The organism is Chelatococcus reniformis (assembly GCF_014640075.1).
Lineage (GTDB): Bacteria > Pseudomonadota > Alphaproteobacteria > Rhizobiales > Beijerinckiaceae > Camelimonas > Camelimonas reniformis.
Genome location: NZ_BMGG01000007.1, coordinates 352619 through 373538, shown reverse-complemented (window position 1 = coordinate 373538; position 20920 = coordinate 352619). Strand labels below are relative to the sequence as shown.

18 protein-coding genes are annotated in these 20920 nt (G+C 69.1%); 14 read left to right on the top strand and 4 right to left on the bottom strand.

What is annotated here, in order from left to right; all coding sequences use genetic code 11:
• Positions 1-3: 3 nt before the first annotated feature.
• Positions 4-1152 (bottom strand): 3-dehydroquinate synthase, encoded by a 1149-nt coding sequence (aroB, locus tag IEW34_RS20390; RefSeq protein WP_188611056.1) that lies wholly within the window; start codon positions 1150-1152, stop codon positions 4-6.
• On the bottom strand, positions 1149-1769 hold the full coding sequence (locus IEW34_RS20385) for a shikimate kinase (RefSeq protein WP_188611055.1): 621 nt from the start codon (positions 1767-1769) through the stop codon (positions 1149-1151). Before IEW34_RS20385 ends, aroB begins: the two co-directional genes overlap by 4 nt.
• Before the next feature lie 133 nt (positions 1770-1902).
• Between IEW34_RS20385 and IEW34_RS20380 the strand changes: the two genes are divergently transcribed.
• The 8 genes from IEW34_RS20380 to IEW34_RS20345 all read left to right on the top strand — a co-directional run bounded on the left by IEW34_RS20380 (position 1903) and on the right by IEW34_RS20345 (position 12114).
• The gene (locus IEW34_RS20380; RefSeq protein WP_188611054.1) at positions 1903-2046 is read left to right on the top strand and encodes a histidine kinase; all 144 of its coding nucleotides are present in this window, start codon (positions 1903-1905) and stop codon (positions 2044-2046) included.
• Between the two features lie 53 nt (positions 2047-2099).
• The gene (locus IEW34_RS20375) at positions 2100-3026 is read left to right on the top strand and encodes a site-specific tyrosine recombinase XerD (protein WP_188611053.1); all 927 of its coding nucleotides are present in this window, start codon (positions 2100-2102) and stop codon (positions 3024-3026) included.
• Positions 3027-3189: 163 nt separating this feature from the next.
• Positions 3190-3825 (top strand): TetR/AcrR family transcriptional regulator, encoded by a 636-nt coding sequence (locus tag IEW34_RS20370; protein WP_188611052.1) that lies wholly within the window; start codon positions 3190-3192, stop codon positions 3823-3825.
• A gap of 17 nt (positions 3826-3842) precedes the next feature.
• A complete protein-coding gene (locus tag IEW34_RS20365) occupies positions 3843-5093 on the top strand; it encodes an efflux RND transporter periplasmic adaptor subunit (protein WP_188611051.1) in 1251 nt (416 codons plus the stop codon).
• A 26-nt stretch (positions 5094-5119) separates the two neighbouring features.
• Positions 5120-8260 (top strand): efflux RND transporter permease subunit, encoded by a 3141-nt coding sequence (locus IEW34_RS20360; protein WP_188611050.1) that lies wholly within the window; start codon positions 5120-5122, stop codon positions 8258-8260.
• Between the two features lie 137 nt (positions 8261-8397).
• Complete coding sequence (locus IEW34_RS20355) at positions 8398-10995, top strand: DUF3772 domain-containing protein (protein WP_188611049.1); 2598 nt, start codon at positions 8398-8400, stop codon at positions 10993-10995.
• A gap of 34 nt (positions 10996-11029) precedes the next feature.
• Positions 11030-11542, top strand: coding sequence for a CAP domain-containing protein (locus IEW34_RS20350; RefSeq protein WP_188611048.1), 513 nt, complete (start codon positions 11030-11032; stop codon positions 11540-11542).
• A gap of 281 nt (positions 11543-11823) precedes the next feature.
• The gene (locus IEW34_RS20345; RefSeq protein ID WP_188611047.1) at positions 11824-12114 is read left to right on the top strand and encodes a hypothetical protein; all 291 of its coding nucleotides are present in this window, start codon (positions 11824-11826) and stop codon (positions 12112-12114) included.
• Positions 12115-12158: 44 nt separating this feature from the next.
• Here the strand turns inward: IEW34_RS20345 and IEW34_RS20340 are convergent, their stop codons facing one another.
• The gene (locus tag IEW34_RS20340) at positions 12159-12443 is read right to left on the bottom strand and encodes a BolA family protein (protein ID WP_188611046.1); all 285 of its coding nucleotides are present in this window, start codon (positions 12441-12443) and stop codon (positions 12159-12161) included.
• Between the two features lie 72 nt (positions 12444-12515).
• Here IEW34_RS20340 and IEW34_RS20335 point away from each other — a divergent pair, with 72 nt between their 5' ends.
• The 4 genes from IEW34_RS20335 (at position 12516) to IEW34_RS20320 (ending at position 17270) form a co-directional block, all read left to right on the top strand.
• The gene (locus tag IEW34_RS20335; protein WP_188611045.1) at positions 12516-13124 is read left to right on the top strand and encodes a J domain-containing protein; all 609 of its coding nucleotides are present in this window, start codon (positions 12516-12518) and stop codon (positions 13122-13124) included.
• A gap of 176 nt (positions 13125-13300) precedes the next feature.
• Positions 13301-14290 (top strand): cobaltochelatase subunit CobS, encoded by a 990-nt coding sequence (gene cobS / locus IEW34_RS20330; RefSeq protein WP_188611044.1) that lies wholly within the window; start codon positions 13301-13303, stop codon positions 14288-14290.
• A gap of 59 nt (positions 14291-14349) precedes the next feature.
• The gene (cobT, locus tag IEW34_RS20325) at positions 14350-16254 is read left to right on the top strand and encodes a cobaltochelatase subunit CobT (protein ID WP_188611043.1); all 1905 of its coding nucleotides are present in this window, start codon (positions 14350-14352) and stop codon (positions 16252-16254) included.
• Positions 16251-17270 (top strand): esterase-like activity of phytase family protein, encoded by a 1020-nt coding sequence (locus IEW34_RS20320; protein WP_188611042.1) that lies wholly within the window; start codon positions 16251-16253, stop codon positions 17268-17270. The genes cobT and IEW34_RS20320 overlap by 4 nt, the downstream gene beginning before the upstream one ends.
• A 213-nt stretch (positions 17271-17483) precedes the next feature.
• Here IEW34_RS20320 and rpmB read toward each other — a convergent pair whose 3' ends face one another.
• The gene (gene rpmB, locus IEW34_RS20315) at positions 17484-17774 is read right to left on the bottom strand and encodes a 50S ribosomal protein L28 (protein WP_188611041.1); all 291 of its coding nucleotides are present in this window, start codon (positions 17772-17774) and stop codon (positions 17484-17486) included.
• Positions 17775-18098: 324 nt separating this feature from the next.
• On the opposite strand from rpmB, the gene IEW34_RS20310 reads away from it, so the two are divergent.
• The gene (locus IEW34_RS20310) at positions 18099-20387 is read left to right on the top strand and encodes an NADP-dependent malic enzyme (RefSeq protein ID WP_188611040.1); all 2289 of its coding nucleotides are present in this window, start codon (positions 18099-18101) and stop codon (positions 20385-20387) included.
• Between the two features lie 2 nt (positions 20388-20389).
• Positions 20390-20917 carry a hypothetical protein gene (locus IEW34_RS20305; protein WP_188611039.1) on the top strand — a complete coding sequence of 176 codons (528 nt, stop codon included), beginning with the start codon at positions 20390-20392 and terminating at the stop codon, positions 20915-20917.
• Positions 20918-20920: the final 3 nt, after the last annotated feature.

The window sequence follows — 20920 nt, the reverse complement described above, 5'->3', positions numbered from 1 at the left end:
GGTCTACGCCGTCGTGAGCTCGCGAGCGAGGAAGGCGCGCACCTCCGCCGGATCGACTCCCTTGGCAATGAAGCTTCGCCCGATGCCGCGGGCGAGAATGAAGGTGAGCGCTCCGCGCGACACCTTCTTGTCCTGAGCCATAGCGTCCAGCAGCTGATCCGCGCTTCCGGCCCCCCCGGGCACGTCCTGAAGGCGCGTCGGGAGGCCGACCTGGGCGAGGTGGCGGGCAACACGCTGGGCATCCTGGCCCGGGCAGAGACCGAGACTCGCCGAGAAGCGGAAGGCCAGCGCCATGCCGATGGCCACGCCTTCGCCGTGCACCAGCCGCGCGGGATCATAGCCGGCTAGGCGCTCCAGCGCGTGGCCGAAGGTATGCCCCAGGTTGAGCAGAGCCCGGTCGCCCGTCTCGGTCTCGTCGCGCGCCACCACCGCGGCCTTGGCCGCGCAGCTCCTGGCCACCGCGTATTCGCGCGCGTCCGTGCCGGCGATAATGCCGGCCCAATGCGCCTCGCACCAGTTGAAGAAGGGCTCGTCGTCGATCAGGCCGTATTTGACCACCTCCGCATAGCCCGCCTTGAACTCCCGCTCGCTCAAGGTGTCGAGCAGCCCGGTGTCGGCGATGACCAGCGACGGCTGATGGAACGCGCCGACGAGGTTCTTGCCGTGCGGCGAATTGATACCGGTCTTGCCGCCCACGGAGGAATCGACCTGCGCCAGCAGGGTCGTCGGCATCTGCACCAGGCGCACGCCGCGGCGCAGGATGGCGGCGGCGAAGCCGGCGAGGTCGCCGACCACCCCGCCGCCGAGCGCCAGCACGAGATCGCCTCGCTCGATCTTGGCGGCGAGCATCGCCTCGGTGATGCGCTCGAGCTCGCGCCAGCCCTTGGCCCCCTCGCCCGCCGGCACGGCGACGAGGGTGCAGCGCAGGCCTGCCTGCTCCAGGGCGCTCCGCACCGCCGCACCGTAGAGGCCCTCGACCGTGGTGTCGGTGACGACGGCCACGGTGCCGCCGGGCGCCAGCGTCGCGAGCTCCGGACCCACCGCAGCCGTCACGCCGCGGCCGATGCGGATATCGTAGGCGCGCTCGCCCAGCGCGACGCGGACGGTGTGAGCCTCGCCGGCCTCGGCCGGCCGCACGGACGGGGACGTCATGATGAGCTCTCGTCGGCAAGGACGGCCTCGGCACGCGCCGCCAAGGCCGCGAGCACGCTCTCGACTACGGTTTCGTGCGGCGCCTCATGGGAGGCCACGGTGAGGTCGGCTTGCGCGTAGACCGGATAGCGCTCCGCCATCAGGCGCCGCAACGTGTCCTCGGGATCGGCGGTCTGAAGCAGCGGCCGGTGCCCGCGCTTGCGCACCCGCCGCATCAGCACGTCGAGCTCGGCCTTGAGCCACACCGAGAGGCCGCGGGCAGCGATCAGGGCCCGCGTGGAGGGCTCCATGTAGGCGCCGCCGCCGGTTGCCAGGACCCGGCCGCCATCGCGCAGCAGACGGGCAATGACGCGCCGCTCGCCGTCGCGGAAGTAGGTCTCGCCGTGCTGGGCGAAGATCTCGGGAATGGATTTGCCGGCGGCGCGCTCGATCTCGGCATCGGCGTCGACAAAGGGCACGTCGAGCCGCGCCGCCAGGCGCCGGCCGACCGTGCTCTTGCCGCAGCCCATGAGTCCAACGAGAACGAGCGAGCGCTCGCCCAGGTGCCGGCGAATGAGGGCCGCGCGAGGGTCGCTCCCGTTCCTGCCCTCGTCAGCGGCCAGCTGATGCGTATCCATGCGGTGTCGATATCACGACTGGACCGGCCATGTAATGCGGCCCCCACCGCTCCCGGGGCTTGCGTTCCCGGCCCGGCATGGAGGATATGCTCAACCCAGCGCCGCTTCCCCGCGTGACGTTCAGGAAGGTGTCGTGCCGACGCTGTTTCGGTTTCTCGTCTTCGTCGGCCTGATCTTCGCTCTCGCTTACGGCGCGATGATCGCCCTGGTGACTCTGGTGCAGCCCGAGCTGCGCGAAATCGTCGTCACCATTCCGGCCGACAAGCTCGGCAAGTGAGCCGCGCGCCGCGCTGCGCCGACGCCGGCCGCGCGGATGCTGATGGAGCGAAGATGGGCAATCAGGCGCTCGTCGACCTCTACCTGGACATGCTGGCGTCGGAGCGTGGCGCCGCCCGCAACACGCTCGACGCCTATGCCCGCGATCTCGCCGACTACACGGCCTTCCTCGCCAGCCTCGGCCGAGGCCCGCTCGACGCCGACGCGGCCACCGTCCGCGCCTATCTGGCCGACGTGCACGCGCGCGGGCTCAAGGCCTCGTCCGCGGCGCGGCGGCTCTCGGCCGTGCGCCAGCTCCACAAATTCCTGTTCACGGAAGGCGAGCGGGCCGACGATCCCACCAACGCGATCGAAGGGCCCAAGCTCGGCCGGCCGCTGCCCAAAATCCTCTCCGTGGCCGAGGTCGACCGCCTGCTCGCGGTCGTCCGCGAGGGCATCAACGAGGCGGCACGGCCGCGCGGCGAGCGGCTGCGCGCCGCCCGGCTGAGCGGCCTGCTGGAGCTGCTGTACGCCACGGGCCTGCGGGTGACGGAGCTGGTCTCGCTGCCGCGGAGCGCGGCGCTGACCCGCGAGCGTTTCCTGGTGATCGTCGGCAAGGGCGCCAAGGAGCGCCTGGTGCCGCTGACCGACGCGGCGAAGGCGGCCATGCAGGACTACCTGACGCTGCTCGACGCGGCGCGCCCCGCCGGGAGCCCGCACCTCTTCCCGGCCGACAGCGAGAGCGGCCACCTCACCCGCCAGGCTTTCGCCCGCGACCTCAAGGCCGCCGCCGCGGCGGCGGGCATCGCCGGCCACCGCGTCAGCCCGCACGTACTACGCCACGCCTTCGCCAGTCACCTCCTCCAAAACGGCGCCGACCTGCGCATCGTGCAGGAGCTGCTGGGTCATGCCGACATCGCCACCACGCAGATCTACACCCACGTCCTCGACGAGCGGTTGAAGGCGATGGTGCGCGACCTGCATCCACTGGGCGAAGATTGAGCCGCAGCCGAGCGGCCCCTCGACCTGGGATTGTCGGCGCGGCAGGACGCGGCGACGGGCAACCTTACAAAATCCTCATTTGACAAGGTCTGAACTCGCCAGTTCAATCCGGCGCCGAACGGTTGCGTCTGATATGATGGCAAGGGCTTTGAGGTCGCCGATCATGGTTGCGGGTTCACTTCGAAATGCGAGCGAGGACCGCCGCCGGCGCATCGTTGCGGCCGCCGTCCACCTCTTTTCGGTCCGCCTCTACCAGGACGTGCAGATGGACGACGTGGCGCGCGAGGCCGGCGTCGCCAAGCCGACGCTCTATCGCTACTTCGCCGCCAAGGAGGACCTGTTCATCGAGGCCATGGGGGAGCGGCTCGATGCAGTGGAAGGCGCGACCCGCGCCCAGGCCGCCGCGAGCGCTCCGGCCGCCGACACGTTGCGCGCCGCCATCGCGACGGTTCTCGACGCGTTCGGACGGGATGCGGCAGCGCTCACGGTTGCCGACGGCACCGACAACCGCATCGGCGAGCGGGCGCGCAGCGTGGTGCGGCGCAAGGTCCGCAGCCTGCGCAGTTGCTTCGCCCAGATCATCCGAGCCGGCATCGACGACGGCCAGTTCGCCGCCATCGATCCGGAGGTGGCGGCCGACGCCGTGCTCGGCGCGATCCGCCTCCTGGCGGTGACCAGTGAGCCCGCCCGGCGCGGCGAAGCCGCGGCGATCGTCGCCCACATCTTCACGGCCGGCCTCGCCCATGCCCCGGCGGCGCAACGAGCGCCCGCCACCGCCCACGCGCCGGCCGCGGCCTGAAAGGACGACGACGTTCCATGCGCACGCGCACCCTCGTCTTCACGGTGATCGTCCTTGCCGCCGCAGCCGCCGGCATGCGCTATCGCGAGCAACTCGCGCCGCTGCTGCACACGGCGACCGCGCGGCTGACGGGCCAGCCCGGGCCCACGGTACCGGCGGATGCAGCCAAGGCAGCCAAGGGTAGCGGGCAGAGCGGCGGCGGAGTCGCGGTGGTGACGGCGCTGTCCGAGAACGTCTCCTTCCCGATCCGTCGCCGCACCATCGGCATCGTCGAGACGCCGGCGTCGGTGGTGGTGAAGTCGCGCATCGACAGCCAGATTCTCGAGCAGCACATCACCGACGGGCAGATGGTGAACGCCGGTGATCCGCTGTTCACCCTCGACGACAAGGAGGTGAGGGCGGCCATCGCCCGCGACGAGGCGACGCTCGCGCGCGACCAGGCGCTGGCCGAGCGTGCGCGGGCGGCGCTCGCCCGCACCAAGGAATTGCTGGCCCGCAGCGCCGCTGCACAGTCGGCGCTCGATCAGGCGGTGGCCGACGCCAAGAGTGCCGACGCCAACGTCGCCGCCGACCAGGCGACCCTGGCCAACGACAAGATCAAGCTTTCTTACACCAGGATCACCGCGCCGATGGCCGGCCGCATCGGCGCCGTCCGGGTCGTCCCCGGCAATCTGGTGAGCGCCAGCGATCCGACCGGCACCGGCCTCGTGACCATCACCCAGGTCAAGCCGATCCGCGCCGCCTTCACGCTGCCGGAGCGGGAACTGCCCCGTATTCGCACCGCCATGCTGCGCAAGCCTCTGCCGACCGTGCGCGTGCTGCTGCCCGGCACCGAAACGGTGCTGGCGACCGGGCGGATCGACTTCCTCGACAGCTCGGTCGACACCGCGTCGGGCACCATCGTGGCCAAGTCCAACTTCGCCAACGAGGATCTGCGACTTTGGCCCGGCATGTATGTCGACGTGCAGGTCGACCTCGACCAGCGGCCCGACACCGTCACGGTTCCCTCCCCGGCGGTGCAGATCGGCCAGAACGGCTCGTATGTCTACGTAGTCAAGTCCGACAAGACGGTGGAGGCGCGCCAGGTGACGGTGCTCGGCGCCGAAGGGGACCGCACGGCGATCGAGACGGGGCTGAAGCCCGGCGAGCACGTGGTTGTCGACGGGCAGCTGCGCATCGGGCCGGGCACCCGCGTCACCGAGAGCACGCGCGGCAGCGCCGCCGGATCGCAGAACGAAGCTGCCGTCCACCGCGACGACCACTCCTGATATAATGGCGGTACCGAGGAACGCCCGTGAACGTTTCTGAATTCTGCATCCGGCACCCGGTCGCGACCATCCTGATGTCGGCGGCGCTGGTCATCGGCGGCCTGTTCGCCTACCGCTTCCTGCCCGTAGCCGCGCTGCCGAACACGGACTTCCCGGTCATCAGCGTGACGGCGCAGCTGCCCGGCGCCTCGCCCGACACCATGGCAAATTCGATCGCGACACCGCTGATCAAGCAGTTCGCGACGATCCCCGCCATCGATTCCATGTCGGCCTCGAGCACCCAGGGCAACACGGTCATCAACATTCAGTTCGCGCTGAGCCGGAATATCGACGCGGCGGCGGCGGACGTGCAGTCGGCGATCACGCGCACCCAGCGGCAGCTGCCGATCGAGATGACGACGCCGCCGAGCTTCCGCAAGGCCAATCCCGCCGACGCGCCGGTGCTGCTGCTGACGCTGACGAGCGACGTGCTGCCGCTGTCGACGCTGGACGCCTTCGCCCAGCAGGTCATCTCGCCGGCCGTCTCCACCATCGACGGCGTTGCCCAGCTCCTGATCTACGGCAGTCAGAAATTCGCCGTCCGGGTACAGGCCGACCCCAATGCCCTCGCGGTCCGCGGCATCGGCGTCGACCAGCTGCAGAACGCCGTGGCACAGGCCAACTCCTCGACGCCCGTCGGCACGCTGCAGAACCCGAGCCAGAACCTGACCATCCAGGCCGACACCCAGATGGAAAAGGCGGCTCAGTTTCGCGACGTCATCGTCGCATACAGCAACGGCCGTCCGGTGCGCCTCAGGGACGTCGCCAACGTCATCGACTCGGTCGAGAACAATCAGACCGCCAGCTGGCACGACGGCTCGCGCGCCATCATCCTCGCCGTGCAGCGCCAGCCCGACGCCAACACCGTGGACGTCGTCGACAAGGTGAAGGCGATGCTGCCCGCCTTCCAGGCGCAATTGCCGCCATCCGCCAAGATCCAGACGCTGATCGATCGCTCGACGTCCATCCGCCATGCGGTCGAGGACGTACAGCTCACGCTGCTGCTCACGATCGGGCTGGTGATCCTGGTGATCTTCCTGTTCCTGCGCCGTCTCTCGGCCACCATCATCCCGAGTCTGGCCGTGCCCATCTCGATCATCGCCACCCTGGGCGCGATGTATCTGCTGGGCTTTTCGATCGACAACATCTCGTTGCTCGGTCTGACGCTCTCGGTGGGCCTCGTCGTCGACGACGCCATCGTCATGGTCGAGAACATCTACCGGCACATGGAGGAGGAGGGCAAAAGCGCGTTCCAGGCGGCGCTCGACGGCAGCCGTGAGATCGGCTTCACCATCGTCTCGATCACCGTGTCGCTGGTCGCCGTGTTCATCCCGGTGCTGCTGATGGGCGGCGTGGTCGGACGCGTCTTCCACGAGTTCGCCGTCGTCGTCACCTGCGCGCTCGCCGCCTCCGCCTTCGTCTCGTTGACGCTGACCCCCATGCTCGCCTCGCGCATGCTGCCCAGGCCGCTCAGCCACGAGGAGGCGCGGCGCGGCATCGGCGGGCTGCTCGAGCGCGGCTTCGACCGCATGCTCGGCGCCTACGACTTCGTGCTGAAGGCGGCGCTGCGCTTCAAGATCATCACCTTCATGGTGTTCCTGGCCACCATCGGCGCCACCGCCTACCTGTTCGTCGTCATACCCAAGGGCTTCTTCCCGATCGAGGACATCGACCAGCTGTCGATCTCGACGGAAGCGCGGCAGGACATTTCATTCGCCGAGATGGCAAAGCTGCAGGGCGAGGTGGAGGCGACCTTCCGCCGCTCCCCCTACGTCAAGCATGCCGCGTCGATCATCGGCGCCACCAACAGCACGGTCAATCAGGGACGCGGCTTCGTCGAGCTCAAGCCCAAGGCGGAGCGCCCCGAGCTCAAAGTGGTCCTGGCCGAGCTCAGGCGGGATCTGGCGCGCATCCCCGGCATCCAGACCTACATGATCCCCAACCAGAACCTGCGCTTCGGCACCACGCGCACGAAGAGCCAGTACCAGCTGGTGCTGCAGGGGCTGGAGCAGTCGACGCTCTATGACTGGGCCGTCAAGATGACGGACGCCATGCGCGCCGACCCGGCCTTCGTCGACGTCTCGTCGGACCTGCAGGCCAACGCCTTGCAGTCGACGGTGGCCGTCGACCGCGACAAGGCGACCGCCCTGGGCATCTCGGCCGACCAGATACGCTCGACCTTGTATTCGGGCTTCGGCGTGCGGCAGATCTCGACGATCTACAACACCGGCGACAGCTACCGGGTGATCATCGAGTTCGATCCGCGCTACGGCTGGAGCAACAACCTGCTCGACACGGTCCGGATCCGTTCGGCCAACGGCACCCTCGTGCCGATCAGCGCCTTCGCCCGCATCGAGCGCACCAGCGGCACGCTTTCCGTCAACCAGCTCGGCCAGCTGCCGGCCGTGACGCTGTCGTTCAACCTGCCGCCCGGCAAATCGCTGAGCGATGCGACGGCCGCCGTCGACGCGCTCAAGGGCAAGCTCGGCATGCCGCCGTCGATCACCACGGTCTATTCAGGCGACGCCGACATCTACCAGCAGTCGCTCGCCAACCAGGGAATCCTGCTGCTCGCCGCGATCATCACCATCTACATCGTGCTGGGCATCCTCTACGAGAGCTTCGTGCATCCGTTCACGATCCTGACCGGCCTGCCCGCGGCGGCACTCGGCGCCCTCGCCACTTTGCAGCTCTTCGGTCTGGATCTCAGCGTCATCGCCATCATCGGCATCCTGATGCTGATCGGCATCGTCAAGAAGAACGCGATCATGATGATCGACGTGGCGCTGCAATTGCTGCGCGAGGGGGCCGAGCCGGAGAGCGCCATCTACCGGGCCTGCATCCTGCGGTTCCGCCCGATCATGATGACGACGTTCGCAGCCCTGGTGGGCACCATCCCCATCGCCGTCGGCGCTGGCGCGAGCTCTGAGCTGCGCCAGCCGCTCGGCGTCGCCGTGGTCGGCGGCCTGGTGGTGTCGCAGTTGTTGACCCTGTTCATCACCCCCGTCCTGTTCCTCTACATGGACCGACTGAGCAAATGGCTGGCGGGGCTCGGCCGGCGCAAGGCACGGGTCGATGCGCCCGCCGCCGCTCCGGTGCTGACGCCGCAGGTCAACCCCGCCGAATAGCTCAGCGTGACACCGGCGCAGCGGGCTTGCTCTCGCCGCTTTTGCGCGCTGGAAGGCATGTGCTTCCCTCGTCCTGTCTCGAATCGCGCCGCTGCTGCCCGATGTATGCGGTGATGAGACGCCCAACAGGATCGCGCATGACCGGCTCTTCCGACCGTTCCCTCGCCCGCCTCGCCGCAGCCGCCGTCCGCTGGCTTGTGGCCCTGTCGATCGGAGCGGGAATCGCCGGCTTCGCTTGGCAAGCCTCCGCCCAGGCGCCGCCGGCCCCGACGCCGACCACGGCACCGACGATGCCCGACGCGACCGCCGACGGCCTCAAAACGATGCGCGAGCGCTTCGACCACGTGAAGTTTCGCCTGAACGAAGCTGAGGCCGCCCTCGCCAGGCCAGGGCTCACGGACGCTCAGCTCATCGATCTCAGGGCCCAGGTCGACCCGGCGACGGAGACCATCCAGGACATCCTCAACCGGCTGTCGCCGCGGGTGACGGCCGCCAAGGCGCGCCTCGACCAGCTCGGCCCCAAGCCCGAAGCCAGCGCGCCACCGGAGAGCCCGGAGGCGGCCCGCGACCGCCAGGAGCGCGAGCGGGAGTTCGCCGAACTCAACGAGGTGGTGCGCGCCGGCAACGCCCTTCTGGTTCAGGCCAACCAGGTCAGCAGCCACGTCACCAACCGCCGGCGCGCGCTCTTCACCAACACGCTCTTCCATCGCAACTGGAGCATCCTCAGCCCGGACCTGTGGCTGTCGGTGATGCAATCGGCACCGAGCGACCTCAAGGCGATTTCGACCATCACCTCGGACTGGCTGTCGGCGCTCGGTAGCCGGGTCGCGCAAGGGCGGGTGCTCGCCTTGCTGGTGGCCTTCGCCGCCGCCCTCGCAACCTATATGGGCCGTCGCCGTCTGGCGCCCCGGCTCACCGCCCGCAACGATCGCATCACCGCGCCGACGCGCCTGCGCCGAGCGCTCGCAGCCGTCTGGCGCACGCTGTTCGCCGCCCTGCCCGCCGCGCTGTCGGCGTACTTCATCTACATGGGCCTCGATGGCGCCGGCCTGCTGCCTCCGGGCATCGAGCCGATCATCCGCGCCGCCCTGATCGCAATCCTCTTCATCGTCTTCGTGCGGGCCCTTGCCGAGGCGATCCTGGCGCCGGGCGCCCCGAGCTGGCGCGTGGTCGACGCGCCCGACTCGGCCGCCGAGCCGCTCTATCACCTGGTCGTGATCGGCTCGGTCGTCCTCGCCATCGGCCGTATCATCGAGGTGGCGCTGCAGACCATTGGGGCGGCCCTCGCCACCACGATCGCAGCCAAGGGCGTCGTCGCGATCGTGGTCGCGCTGCTGCTCGCTCGAACCTTGCAGCGCATCCGCCGCAACGACGACTGCGACGAGGCGAGCCTCGGCCCCTACGTCCCCACGGAGCCGACGTTCGGCGGGCCGCTGCGTATCATCGCCTGGGCTGTCGTCGCCGTGCTGCTCGTCGCTGTTCTCGGCGGCTTCATCGCGCTTGCCTCCTTCACCATCCAGCAGTGCATCTGGATTGCGGTTATCGGCGCGGCGCTCGGGCTGGCCCTCACCATTGTCGACGAGACCATCGGCCGCACCCTAGCCGGCGATGGCCGGGTCGCGGTGGCGCTGCAAACGAGCGTCGGTCTACGCAAGCGCTCGCTGGATCAGCTCGCAGTGCTGACCTCGGGCCTGCTCCGGGTCTTGCTGGTGGCCATCGCTTTGCTGCTCGTGCTGGCGCCCTGGGGCATCGACTCCGACGACTTCACCTCGTCGCTCGATGCCGCCCTGTTCGGCCTGCAGATCGCCGGGTTCCGCATCTCGCTCGGCACCGTCATCGGCGCCGCCGGGCTCTTCATCCTGGCGGTGCTGGCGACGCGGGCGCTGCAGCGGTGGCTGTCCGCCAAATACCTGCCAGTGACCGGCCTCGACTCCGGCATCAGGAACTCGATCACCACGGCGGTCGGCTATCTCGGCGGCTTCGTCGCCGTAGCGCTCGCCCTCGCCCAGCTCGGCCTCAGCCTGGACAAGATCGCGATCGTCGCCGGCGCCCTGTCGGTCGGCATCGGCTTCGGCCTGCAGTCGATCGTCAACAATTTCGTATCCGGGCTGATCCTCCTGTGGGAGCGCTCGATCAGTGTCGGTGATTGGATCGTCGTCGGCGGCGAGCAGGGCTACGTGCGCCGCATCAGCGTGCGCGCCACCGAGATTCAAACCTTCGAGCGCGCCTCCGTCATCGTGCCGAACTCCAATCTGGTGTCCGGCGTGGTCAAGAACTGGCTGCACAACAACCGCATCGGCCGCATCTCGATCGTCGTCACGGTACCGTTCCAACCGGACCCGAACCGCGTCGCCAGCCTGCTGCTCGCCTGCGCCGGAGCCCATCCGGACGTGCTGCAGGATCCCAAGCCCTCGGCCCTGTTCAACAAATTCACCGACAGCTCGCAGGAGTTCGAGCTGCGCTGCTTCGCCGACGTGGAGGCAACTCTGCGCATTAAGAGCGAGCTGAATTTCAGGATCTTTCAGCGGCTGACGGAGGAGAAGATCTACTCGGCGCCGGGCGTGCCGTTAAGCGAAGTGAAACTGCAGCTGCCCCAACAGTTCGAGGCGTTGATGGCACGGCGTGCCAGGGCACCCCGCGCCGCGGGCAAGGCGGAGGCGGGCGAAGCGGCGACCGGCAGTGCCACGCCCGATGACGAGCGCCCGGACGGCGAGGCGCCGAACGGCCGGGATTGAGCGGCACGAGACCCAGCCGACGGGGACGGGGGCCATGGCAGGCATTGTGGAACGTCTGTGCGCACTGGCGCTGACGGCGATGGCTGCGGCCTGCGCGAGCGAGCCGCGCGGCAGCGGCGGCAGACAGACACCGCTGTTCTATGCCAGCCTCGCGGCCCCGGCCGCGCAGGTGGATGCCCAGTCGGCCGCCGGCATGATCAACCTCTATCGACGCAACAACGGACTTCCGCCGCTGGCGGTCGACCCGGCACTCGAGCGCGCGGCCGGGGCGGCCGCCGCCGACATGGCGGCGCACGACAAGCCTGCATCGGCCGAAGCGCTGAAGCGGAAGCTCAGCGCAGCCGGCGTCGCCGCGCCGGCGGTCAACGTCTCGGCCGGTTACCACACGGTGGCCGAGGCCTTCTCGGGCTGGCGCGAATCACCGGTGCACAACCGCACCATGCTCGACGGGGCAGGCACCCGCCTCGGCATCGCTACGGCCTATGCGCCTGGCTCCAAGTACAAAGTGTACTGGGCTCTGATCGTGGCCGGCCCGGAGCAGCGCTAGAGTGCTTCGCGATGGGGGTGGCATCATCCAATCGCTGAGAAGCTCTCCAGATCAACGCATTGGCACCGGCCTGCGCAGGTGGGCGGGGGCCCTTCGGGCAGCGGCTGCGCCGGCTCCAACCGACCGGGGAACGGCGACCCTTAGACGCGAAAACAATTTCCATCGTATCCCGATCGCTATAGCCTAACCGTTCGGTCGCCGCGGGCGTCTTCTCAGGCGGCTTCGTCCGGCCGGCGCGCGGATGATCCTATCCGATCCGGGGCCTGCACTAGGATGGATGCATGTTCGATCTCTTCGATTCCTGGGTTTCCCTCACCTGCGACACCGCCCTCATGGCGCTCGGCGCGCAGCAGGTGATCGGCCTGCGCCTGGTCAAGATGGCGGCCGGGGGTACCCAGGCCGAGGTCGAGATGCAACGGATGGTGGCGGAAAAGTCGTCGGCCTTCGTCGAGGCGCAACTCGCCATGCTCAGCGCGCTCGCGGCCGGCCAGTCCCACCGCGTCGCGGCCGTCGCCCTCACGCCCTATGCCCGCCGGGTGCGCGCCAACCATGCGCGCTTGAGCCGCAGCTGAGGCCCGGCAGCCTTTCCCTCATCGATGAGATTGATGCTGGAGCGCTAGGCGCTGGCCGTCCATTCGACCGGGGACTTGGCTATGATCGCGAGCGCATGGATGCGCTCCGGCACGAGCTCGTCCGCCAGTGCAGCATTGACCATGCGGTGGCGCTCCAGCCGGCTCTTGCCGGCGAAGGCATCCGATACAATCTCTACGCTGAAATGGGTTTCACCTTCCGGTCGCGCACCCCTGTGCCCCGCATGGCGGTGGGAGTCGTCAGTGACCGCGAGATGGACCGGCGCGAACGCCGCCCTGAGCCGGCCATCGATCAGATCTTTCCTGGACATGCGCGAACCTCAACGGCCCTGTGACCGATAAACCCTTGCCGGTACGGGCCGAGGAAACATAATCTGGCTGTGATGGATCTCAACTCGCCCCTTTTCGACCGTATCCGCGTCCGCAAGGCCGCCGCCGAGCCGCGGCCGCAGCAGGTGCGCACGTGCGACCATCCCGGTTGCGGGGCCGCGGCCGAGCACCGGGCTCCGAAGGGGCGTGGCAAGGAGGGCCAGTACTGGCAGTTCTGCCTGGAACACGTGCGGGCCTACAACCATTCCTATAATTATTTCGCGGGGATGGACGACGACGCGGTGGTGCGTCACCAGAAGGCCGATGCAGTGGGGCACCGGCCGACCTGGAGCATGGGCGTCAAGGCCGGGGCGCGAGCCCAGTGGCGGCGTGGCGATGGCGACCAAGCCGCGTTCGATCCGTTCAATTTGTTCGGCCAGACCGCCAGCGCCGCACACGCCGCCACCGAGGAGCGCAAGCCGCGCCTCAGCGTCGCCGCCGTGAAAGCCCTGGAGACGCTGGAGCTGGAGGAAGGCGCCGACGCCGCGACCATCAAGGCGCGCTACAAGGCGTTGGTGAAGCGCTTTCATCCCGACGCCAACGGCGGCGACCGCAGCTACGAGACGCGGTTCCAGGACATCGTCCGCGCCTACGGTGTCCTGCGATCGCTCAATCTCTGCTGATCTGGCGCATTTCGTGCCTTGCCCGGGGCACCCTCCGGGCAGCGTGTCCGAGCGACACGACCGGCTGCGGTGAAATTGCCGGCCCAGGCGGCCCGCTTTAGGAAGGAACGGAAGGCAAGCGCTCCGACGGGCCGCGGATTGGCCCGGCACGCGCAGGCATCCGATAGTGAGGACCCATGCAAGGCCATAGCGAGACGAAAGCCGCCCTTCCGGACATGAAGGTGTCCCTGCGCCAGGTATTCGGCATCGAATCCGATCTGGAGGTCCCGGCCTATTCCGAGCCCGACGAGCACGTGCCCGACGTCGACCCGGACTACCTGTTCGACCACGACACCACCCTCGCCATCGTGGCCGGATTCGCGCGCAATCGCCGCGTGATGGTGACGGGCTACCACGGCACCGGCAAGTCGACGCACATCGAGCAGGTGGCGGCGCGGCTCAATTGGCCGTGCGTGCGCATCAACCTGGACAGCCACGTGTCTCGCGTCGACCTGGTCGGCAAGGATGCGATCGTGCTCCAAGACGGCAAGCAGGTGACCGAGTTCCGCGACGGCATCCTGCCGTGGGCGTTGCAGAACAACGTGGCGCTGGTGTTCGACGAGTACGACGCCGGCCGCGCCGACGTGATGTTCGTGATCCAGCGCGTGCTGGAGGTGTCCGGCCGGCTGACGCTGCTCGACCAGAAGCGGGTGATCCGGCCGCACCCGGCCTTCCGCCTGTTCGCCACCGCCAACACCATCGGCCTCGGCGACACGTCGGGCCTCTACCACGGCACCCAGCAGATCAACCAGGGCCAGATGGATCGCTGGTCGATCGTGGTGACGCTGAACTACCTGTCGCACGACAAGGAAGTGGATATCGTGCTGGCCAAGGCGCACCACTACCGCGATTCCGAGCAGGGACGCGATACGGTGAACCGCATGGTCCGCTTGGCGGACCTGACGCGCAACGCCTTCATGAACGGCGACCTGTCGACGGTGATGAGCCCGCGCACGGTGATCACCTGGGCGGAGAACGCCGAGATATTCCGGGATGTCGGCTTCGCCTTCCGGCTGACCTTCCTCAACAAGTGCGACGAGCTGGAGCGACCACTGGTGGCCGAATTCTACCAGCGCTGTTTCGGCCGCGACCTGCCTGAGAGCGCCGCCAACATCGCCCTGAGCTGAGGCCAGGGCACGCGCGGCCGGCGCTCGCCGGCCGCCGCCCAACCGTGCGGATCGGACCCGTGACGATCTCCAATATCAAGCCGTCCACCACCAAGCCCTCACCGACCGAGCCGCTGAAACGCGCCGTGACCGGCTGCATGCGTGCGCTCGCCGGCCGCGCCGACCTCGAAGTGGCCTTTGCCTCCGACAAGCCGTCCCTGGTGGGTGAGCGAGCCCGGTTGCCGGAGCCGCCACGGCGGGTTGCGGCGGCCGATATCGCCGTGCTGCGCGGCCACGCCGATTCCATGGCGCTCCGCCTCGCCTGCCACGACGGCAACCTGCACCGCAAGCTCGCGCCGGAGGGCCAGCAGGCGCGTGCCGTCTACGACGCCGTCGAGCAGTCGCGCGTGGAGGCCATCGGCTCGACCCGTATGCGCGGCACCGCCGCCAACATCACCGCGATGCTGGAGGACCGCTATCACCGCGGCAACTACCACGAGATCACCGATCGCGCCGATGCGCCGATCGCCGACGCACTGGCCATGCTGGTGCGCGAGCGCCTGACTGGCCTCAAGCCGCCGCCGGCGGCGCAGAAGGTCGTCGACCTGTGGCGCGACTTCATCGAAGAGCGCGCCGGCGACGATCTGGACGCCCTGGCCAGGTCCATCGGCAACCAGCGCAGCTTCGCCCGCAACGTCCGCGACCTGCTCTCCAGCCTCGACATGGCGGACGAGTCGGACATGGAGTCCGAGGAAGACGAAGACGACGACCAGGAGAACGCGCCCGACACCAGTCAGGACCAGAACCAGGGCGACGGCGACGAACAGGACACCAGCGAGCGCGGCGACGCTGAGGTCTCGGACGACGCCACCGACGAGCTCGAGGAAGGCGCGACGGAGGCGGCGGACGCACCCTCGGGCGAGATGCCCGACGACGCCGACACGGGCGACTCCGAGAATTCCGGCGAGATGACGCGGCCGCCCGCGTCCCGCTCCAACGAGCCGCGGGGCCCCGACTACAAGCCGTTCGTGGCCAAGTTCGACGAGGTGATCGCGGCCGAAGACCTCTGCGACGCCGAGGAGCTGGCACGCCTGCGCGGCTATCTCGACAAGCAGCTCGCCAACCTTCAGGGGGTGGTAGCGCGGCTTGCCAACCGGCTCCAGCGCAAGCTGCTCGCCCAGCAGAACCGCTCCTGGGAATTCGACCAGGACGAGGGGATGCTCGACCCGGCGCGCCTGCCCCGCGTGATCGTCGACCCATTTCAGCCGCTGTCGTTCAAGCGGGAGAAGGACACCGACTTCCGCGACACGGTCGTCACCCTGCTGCTCGACAATTCCGGCTCCATGCGCGGGCGCCCGATCACGGTGGCGGCGACCTGCGCCGACATTCTGGCGCGGACGCTGGAGCGCTGCGGCGTCAAGGTCGAGATCCTGGGCTTCACCACGCGGGCCTGGAAGGGCGGCCAGTCCCGCGAGCTGTGGCTGCAATCGGGCAAGCCACCCAACCCCGGCCGGCTCAACGATCTGCGTCACATCATCTACAAATCGGCCGATGCGCCCTGGCGCCGGGCGCGCAAGAACCTCGGCCTGATGATGCGCGAGGGGCTGCTCAAGGAGAACATCGACGGCGAGGCGCTCGATTGGGCCCACAAGCGGCTGCTCGGCCGGGCGGAGCAGCGCAAGATCCTGATGGTCATCTCCGACGGTGCTCCGGTCGACGATTCCACGCTCTCGGTCAATCCGGGCAACTACCTGGAGCGGCACCTGCGCCATATCATCGCCGAGGTCGAGGAACGATCGCCGGTGGAACTGATCGCCATCGGCATCGGCCACGATGTGACGCGCTACTATCGGCGCGCCGTCACCATCGTCGATGCCGAGGAACTCGGCGGGGCCATGACCGACAAGCTGGCCGAGCTGTTCGACGACAAGGCGCCGCCGTCGTTCGGCGGCAACCTGCGGCGGGCGGCAGGCGGCCGGCGTTGAGCCCCTACGCCGCCGGCGCGCGTCTCGCAGCCACGCTTCTGCTCCTCGCGCCGCTCGGCGGGGCGCCGCGTGCCGAGGCGGGAGGCCGCGCCGCGGACGTCGCGGTGCAGCCGGCGCGGGGGTTCGACCGGGCCGCCCCCGAGGCGACGCGATTTGGCGCGCTGGACTTCCGCGGCGGCCTGGTGCTCAGCGCCAGGGACAGCGACTTCGGCGGCTGGTCGGGGTTGTGGCGGAGCGCCGATGGCCGCCGGCTCGTCGCCATCAGCGACAAGGGCACCTGGATGACGGCGACGCCGCGCTACGACGGGGGACGCCTCGCCGGCCTCGACGAGGTCAAGCTGGCCCCGGCGCTGTCGGGCACGGGCGAGCCGCTGGGCGAAACCACCGCCTACGACACCGAGGGCCTGGCGATCGTGGACGGCACCGCCTACGTCAGCATCGAGCGCACGCATGAGGTGCTGCGCTTCGCCTTCGGGCGCGACGGCACCGCCGCGCGGGGCGAGACCGTCTCGGTGCCGCCCGCGGCGAAGCGGCTGCGATCCAACTCCAGCCTGGAAGCGATCGGGGTGGCGCCGCCGGCGAGCCCCATCGCGGGCGCCGTCGTGACCATCGCCGAGCAATCGGACGGCGACGGCCCCACTCGCGGCTGGATCCTGACCGGGCCGGCTGCCGGCGAATTTCGCGTGGCGCGCCACGACGGCTTCGACATCACCGACCTCGCCTTCCTGCCCGGCGGCGACATGCTGCTGCTGGAGCGCTTCTACACGCGCGCCACCGGGGTGAAGCTCAGGCTGCGGCGCGTCGCGGCGGCCGATGTGAAGGCGGGCGCGCTGCTCGACGGCCCGGTGCTCGCCACCGCCGACAAGGGCTTCGAGATCGACAATATGGAGGGGCTGGCGCTGCACCGCACGCCGTCGGGAGAGACGATTCTGACGATCATCTCCGACGACAACTTCTCGTCCGAGCAGCGCACCATCCTGCTCGAGTTCGCGCTCAGCGACGGCGCCGCGCGATAGGCCCCTGCCCATCGCGCAGGAGCGGCTCTGCAATGAGATGGGCGCGGCCCCGTCGCGGCAAACAGCAAAAGCCTTCCGCAACGGCATGGGATCAACCCGTTGCGGAAGGCTTTCGCCAAGCCCCAAGCGTCGCCAATGGCGGCACGCAGGCTAACGTTTCGGTATCAGGGCCGGGCTTGCCCCGGCCATGCATCGAGCAGGGCCCCGCCGCGATCAGCTGGCGGCGGCGGCCTTCTTCTCGATCTCGCGCTTCAGCGCCCGCGCGCCGGGCGACAGCTCGTCGGCGGACGCCTTGACGAGGAAGCCGTCCAGGCCGCCGCGATGCTCGACGCTGCGGATCGCCGCGGCGGTGACGCGCAGCCGCACGGAGCGCTGAAGCGCCTCCGACTGCAGCGTCACATTGCACAGGTTCGGCAAGAACCGGCGCTTGGTCTTACGGTTGGAGTGGCTCACGAGATGGCCGGTCAAGACCGCCTTCCCAGTCAGCTCGCAACGGCGGGCCATATTCTGAACGTCCTGCTGAACGGCGAAGCCAGGCAAGCCCGAAGAGCGGGCAGCGGCCTCAACCGACGATGCCATGAAGGGTCCGGTGTATAGGGGTGGCGGCGGAGCCCGTCAAGGCACCCTACGGTGCTTTGTCGGGAGCGGACGACGTGTCCGGGTCCGGGTCGCGCATGACTGTGCGATCAGGCTCGGGCAGACGGCCGACCGACCGGGACACATCCTCGCGGCAGCGGCGGCAAAAGGTCCGCACGCAATTCTGGACATCGGCCGTGCCGCCAGTCACCTTCCGGCCGCGAGCAAGCTGGCCATGGCGGAGCAAAAGCGGTGGACGAGAACCCCTCTCAGGACCTCAAATCCGGTGCGCTGGTCTACCACTCCTATCCCAAGCCCGGGAAGCTGGAGATCCAGGCCACCAAGCCGCTGGGCAACCAGCGCGACCTGGCGCTGGCCTATTCGCCGGGCGTGGCCGCCGCCTGCGAGGCGATCGCCGCCGATCCCGCCACGGCGGCCCTGTACACGGTGCGGCAGAACCTGGTGGCCGTGGTGAGCAACGGCACCGCCGTGCTCGGCCTCGGTGACATCGGCCCCCTCGCCGCCAAGCCGGTGATGGAAGGCAAGGCGGTGCTGTTCAAGAAATTCGCCGGCATCGACGTCTTCGACATCGAGCTGGCCGAGAAGAACGTCGACCGGCTGGTCGACATCGTCGCGGCGCTCGAGCCCACCTTCGGCGGCATCAACCTGGAGGACATCAAGGCGCCCGAGTGCTTCGAGCTGGAGGAGCGCCTGCGCGCCCGCATGGGCATCCCGGTGTTCCACGACGACCAGCACGGCACCGCCATCATCGTCGCCGCCGCGGTCACCAACGGGCTGGCGCTCGCCGGCAAGGCGATCGGCGACGTCAAGATCGTCACCTCGGGAGCTGGGGCCGCGGCGCTCGCCTGCCTCAACCTGCTGGTCTCGATCGGAGCGCGGCGCGAGAACATCTGGGTCACGGACATCGACGGCGTCGTCTATGAGGGCCGGCCCACCCTGATGGACCGCTGGAAGGCGGTCTACGCGCAACGGACGAAGCTGCGCACGCTGGCCGAGGTCATCCCGGGTGCCGACATCTTCCTCGGCCTGTCGGCCGGTGGCGTGCTGAAGCCGCAGATGCTGGAGGCCATGGCGCCGCGCCCGCTGGTCATGGCGCTGGCCAACCCCTACCCCGAGATCATGCCCGACGTCGCCGAGGCGACGCGGCCCGACGCCATGATGTGCACCGGCCGCTCGGACTTTCCGAACCAGGTCAACAACGTCCTGTGCTTCCCCTACATCTTCCGGGGCGCGCTCGACGTGGGGGCGACGACGATCAACGAGCCGATGAAGGCGGCCGCCGCCAGCGCCATTGCGGCGCTGGCACGGGAAGCCCCGTCCGACGTGGTCGCCCGCGCCTACGGCGGCGAGGCGCGTCTGTTCGGCCCGCGCTCACTCATTCCCAGTCCCTTCGACCCGCGCCTCATCCTGCGCATCGCTCCAGCCGTGGCCCAGGCGGCGATGGACAGCGGCGTCGCCACGCGGCCGCTCGGCGACCTCAAGGCCTATGCGGACGGGCTGGGCAGTTTCGTCTTCCGCTCGGGCTTCGTCATGAAGCCCCTGATCAACCAGGCCAAGAGCGACCCCAAGCGCGTTATCTATGCGGAGGGCGAGGACGAGCGGGTGCTGCGCGCCGTCCAGGTCATCATCGAGGAGGGCATCGCCCGGCCAATCCTGGTGGGCCGCCCCTCGGTCATCGAGACTCGGCTCAAGCGCTTCGGCCTGTCGATCCGCCCGATGACGGATTTCGACATCACCAACCCCGAGGACGACCCGCGCTATCGCGACTACGTCGCCAGCTACGTGGAGGTGGCCGGCCGCCGCGGCATCACCCCTGACGCCGCCAAGACGCTGGTGCGCACGAACTCGACCGTCATCGCCGCGCTCGCGGTGAAGCGCGGCGATGCCGATGCCATGATCTGCGGACTGGAGGGACGCTTCCAGTCGCGGCTGAAGCACATCCGCGATATCATCGGCCTGGCCCCCGGCAGCCAGGACATGGCAGCCCTGTCCCTGGTCATCACGCAGAAGGGCGCCTTCTTCCTCGCCGACACGCATGTGCGGCCCGATCCCAGCGCCGAGGAGATCGCCGATATGACGATCGCCTGCGCCAACCACGTCGAGCGCTTCGGCATGACGCCGCAGATCGCCCTGGTGTCCCATTCGGATTTCGGCTCGTCCGACTCGCCCTCGGCCCTGAAGATGCGGGCGGCGCTGTCGCTGGTGCGCCAGCGGGCCCCGGACCTGGAGGTGGACGGCGAGATGGCGGCGGACACGGCCCTGTCGCAGGTGGTGCGGGAGCGGGTGTACCCGGCCTCTCGCCTCCAGGGCGTCGCCAATGTCTTGATCATGCCGAACCTGGATGCGGCCAACGTCGCCTTCCAATTCACCAAGGCGCTGGCCGACGCGCTGCCGGTCGGGCCGATCCTGATCGGCCCGGCGCAGCCGGCGCATGTGCTCACCCATTCGGTGACGGCCCGCGGCATCGTCAACATCACTGCCATCGCGGTGGTCGAGGCGCAGGTGCTGCCGGGAGGCTGAGCATGACCGCGTCAGCCCAGCCGCGCCAGTGCGGGACCTGCGCGCTCTGCTGCAAGGTGATGGGCATCGTGGAGCTCGACAAGCCGCGCGGGCGCTGGTGCCCGCACTGCCGGCCCGGCCAGGGCTGCACCACCTACGACGACCGGCCGGAGGAATGCCGCACCTTCTCCTGCCTGTGGCTGACCCAGGACTTCCTCGGCGAGGAGTGGAAGCCCGATCGTAGCAAGCTGGTGCTCTACACCGAGCACGATGCCAACCGCCTGGTCGTGCAGGTCGACACGGGCGCCGCCCAGGCCTGGCGCCGCGAGCCGTTCTTCAGCCAGATCAAGGCGTGGGCGCAGGCGGGCGTCGACAGCCGCCGGCAGGTCCTGGTGGTCACCGGCGAACTCACCACCCTCGTCCTGCCGGACCGCGAGGTGGCGCTCGGCAAACTCGCCGAGGGTGACCTGGTCATCGTCCGGCCACGGCTGGACGCCGGCCGGCCGGCCTATGACGTCCAGGTGGAGCGCAAGGGCATGTCGCCCGGTTGAGCC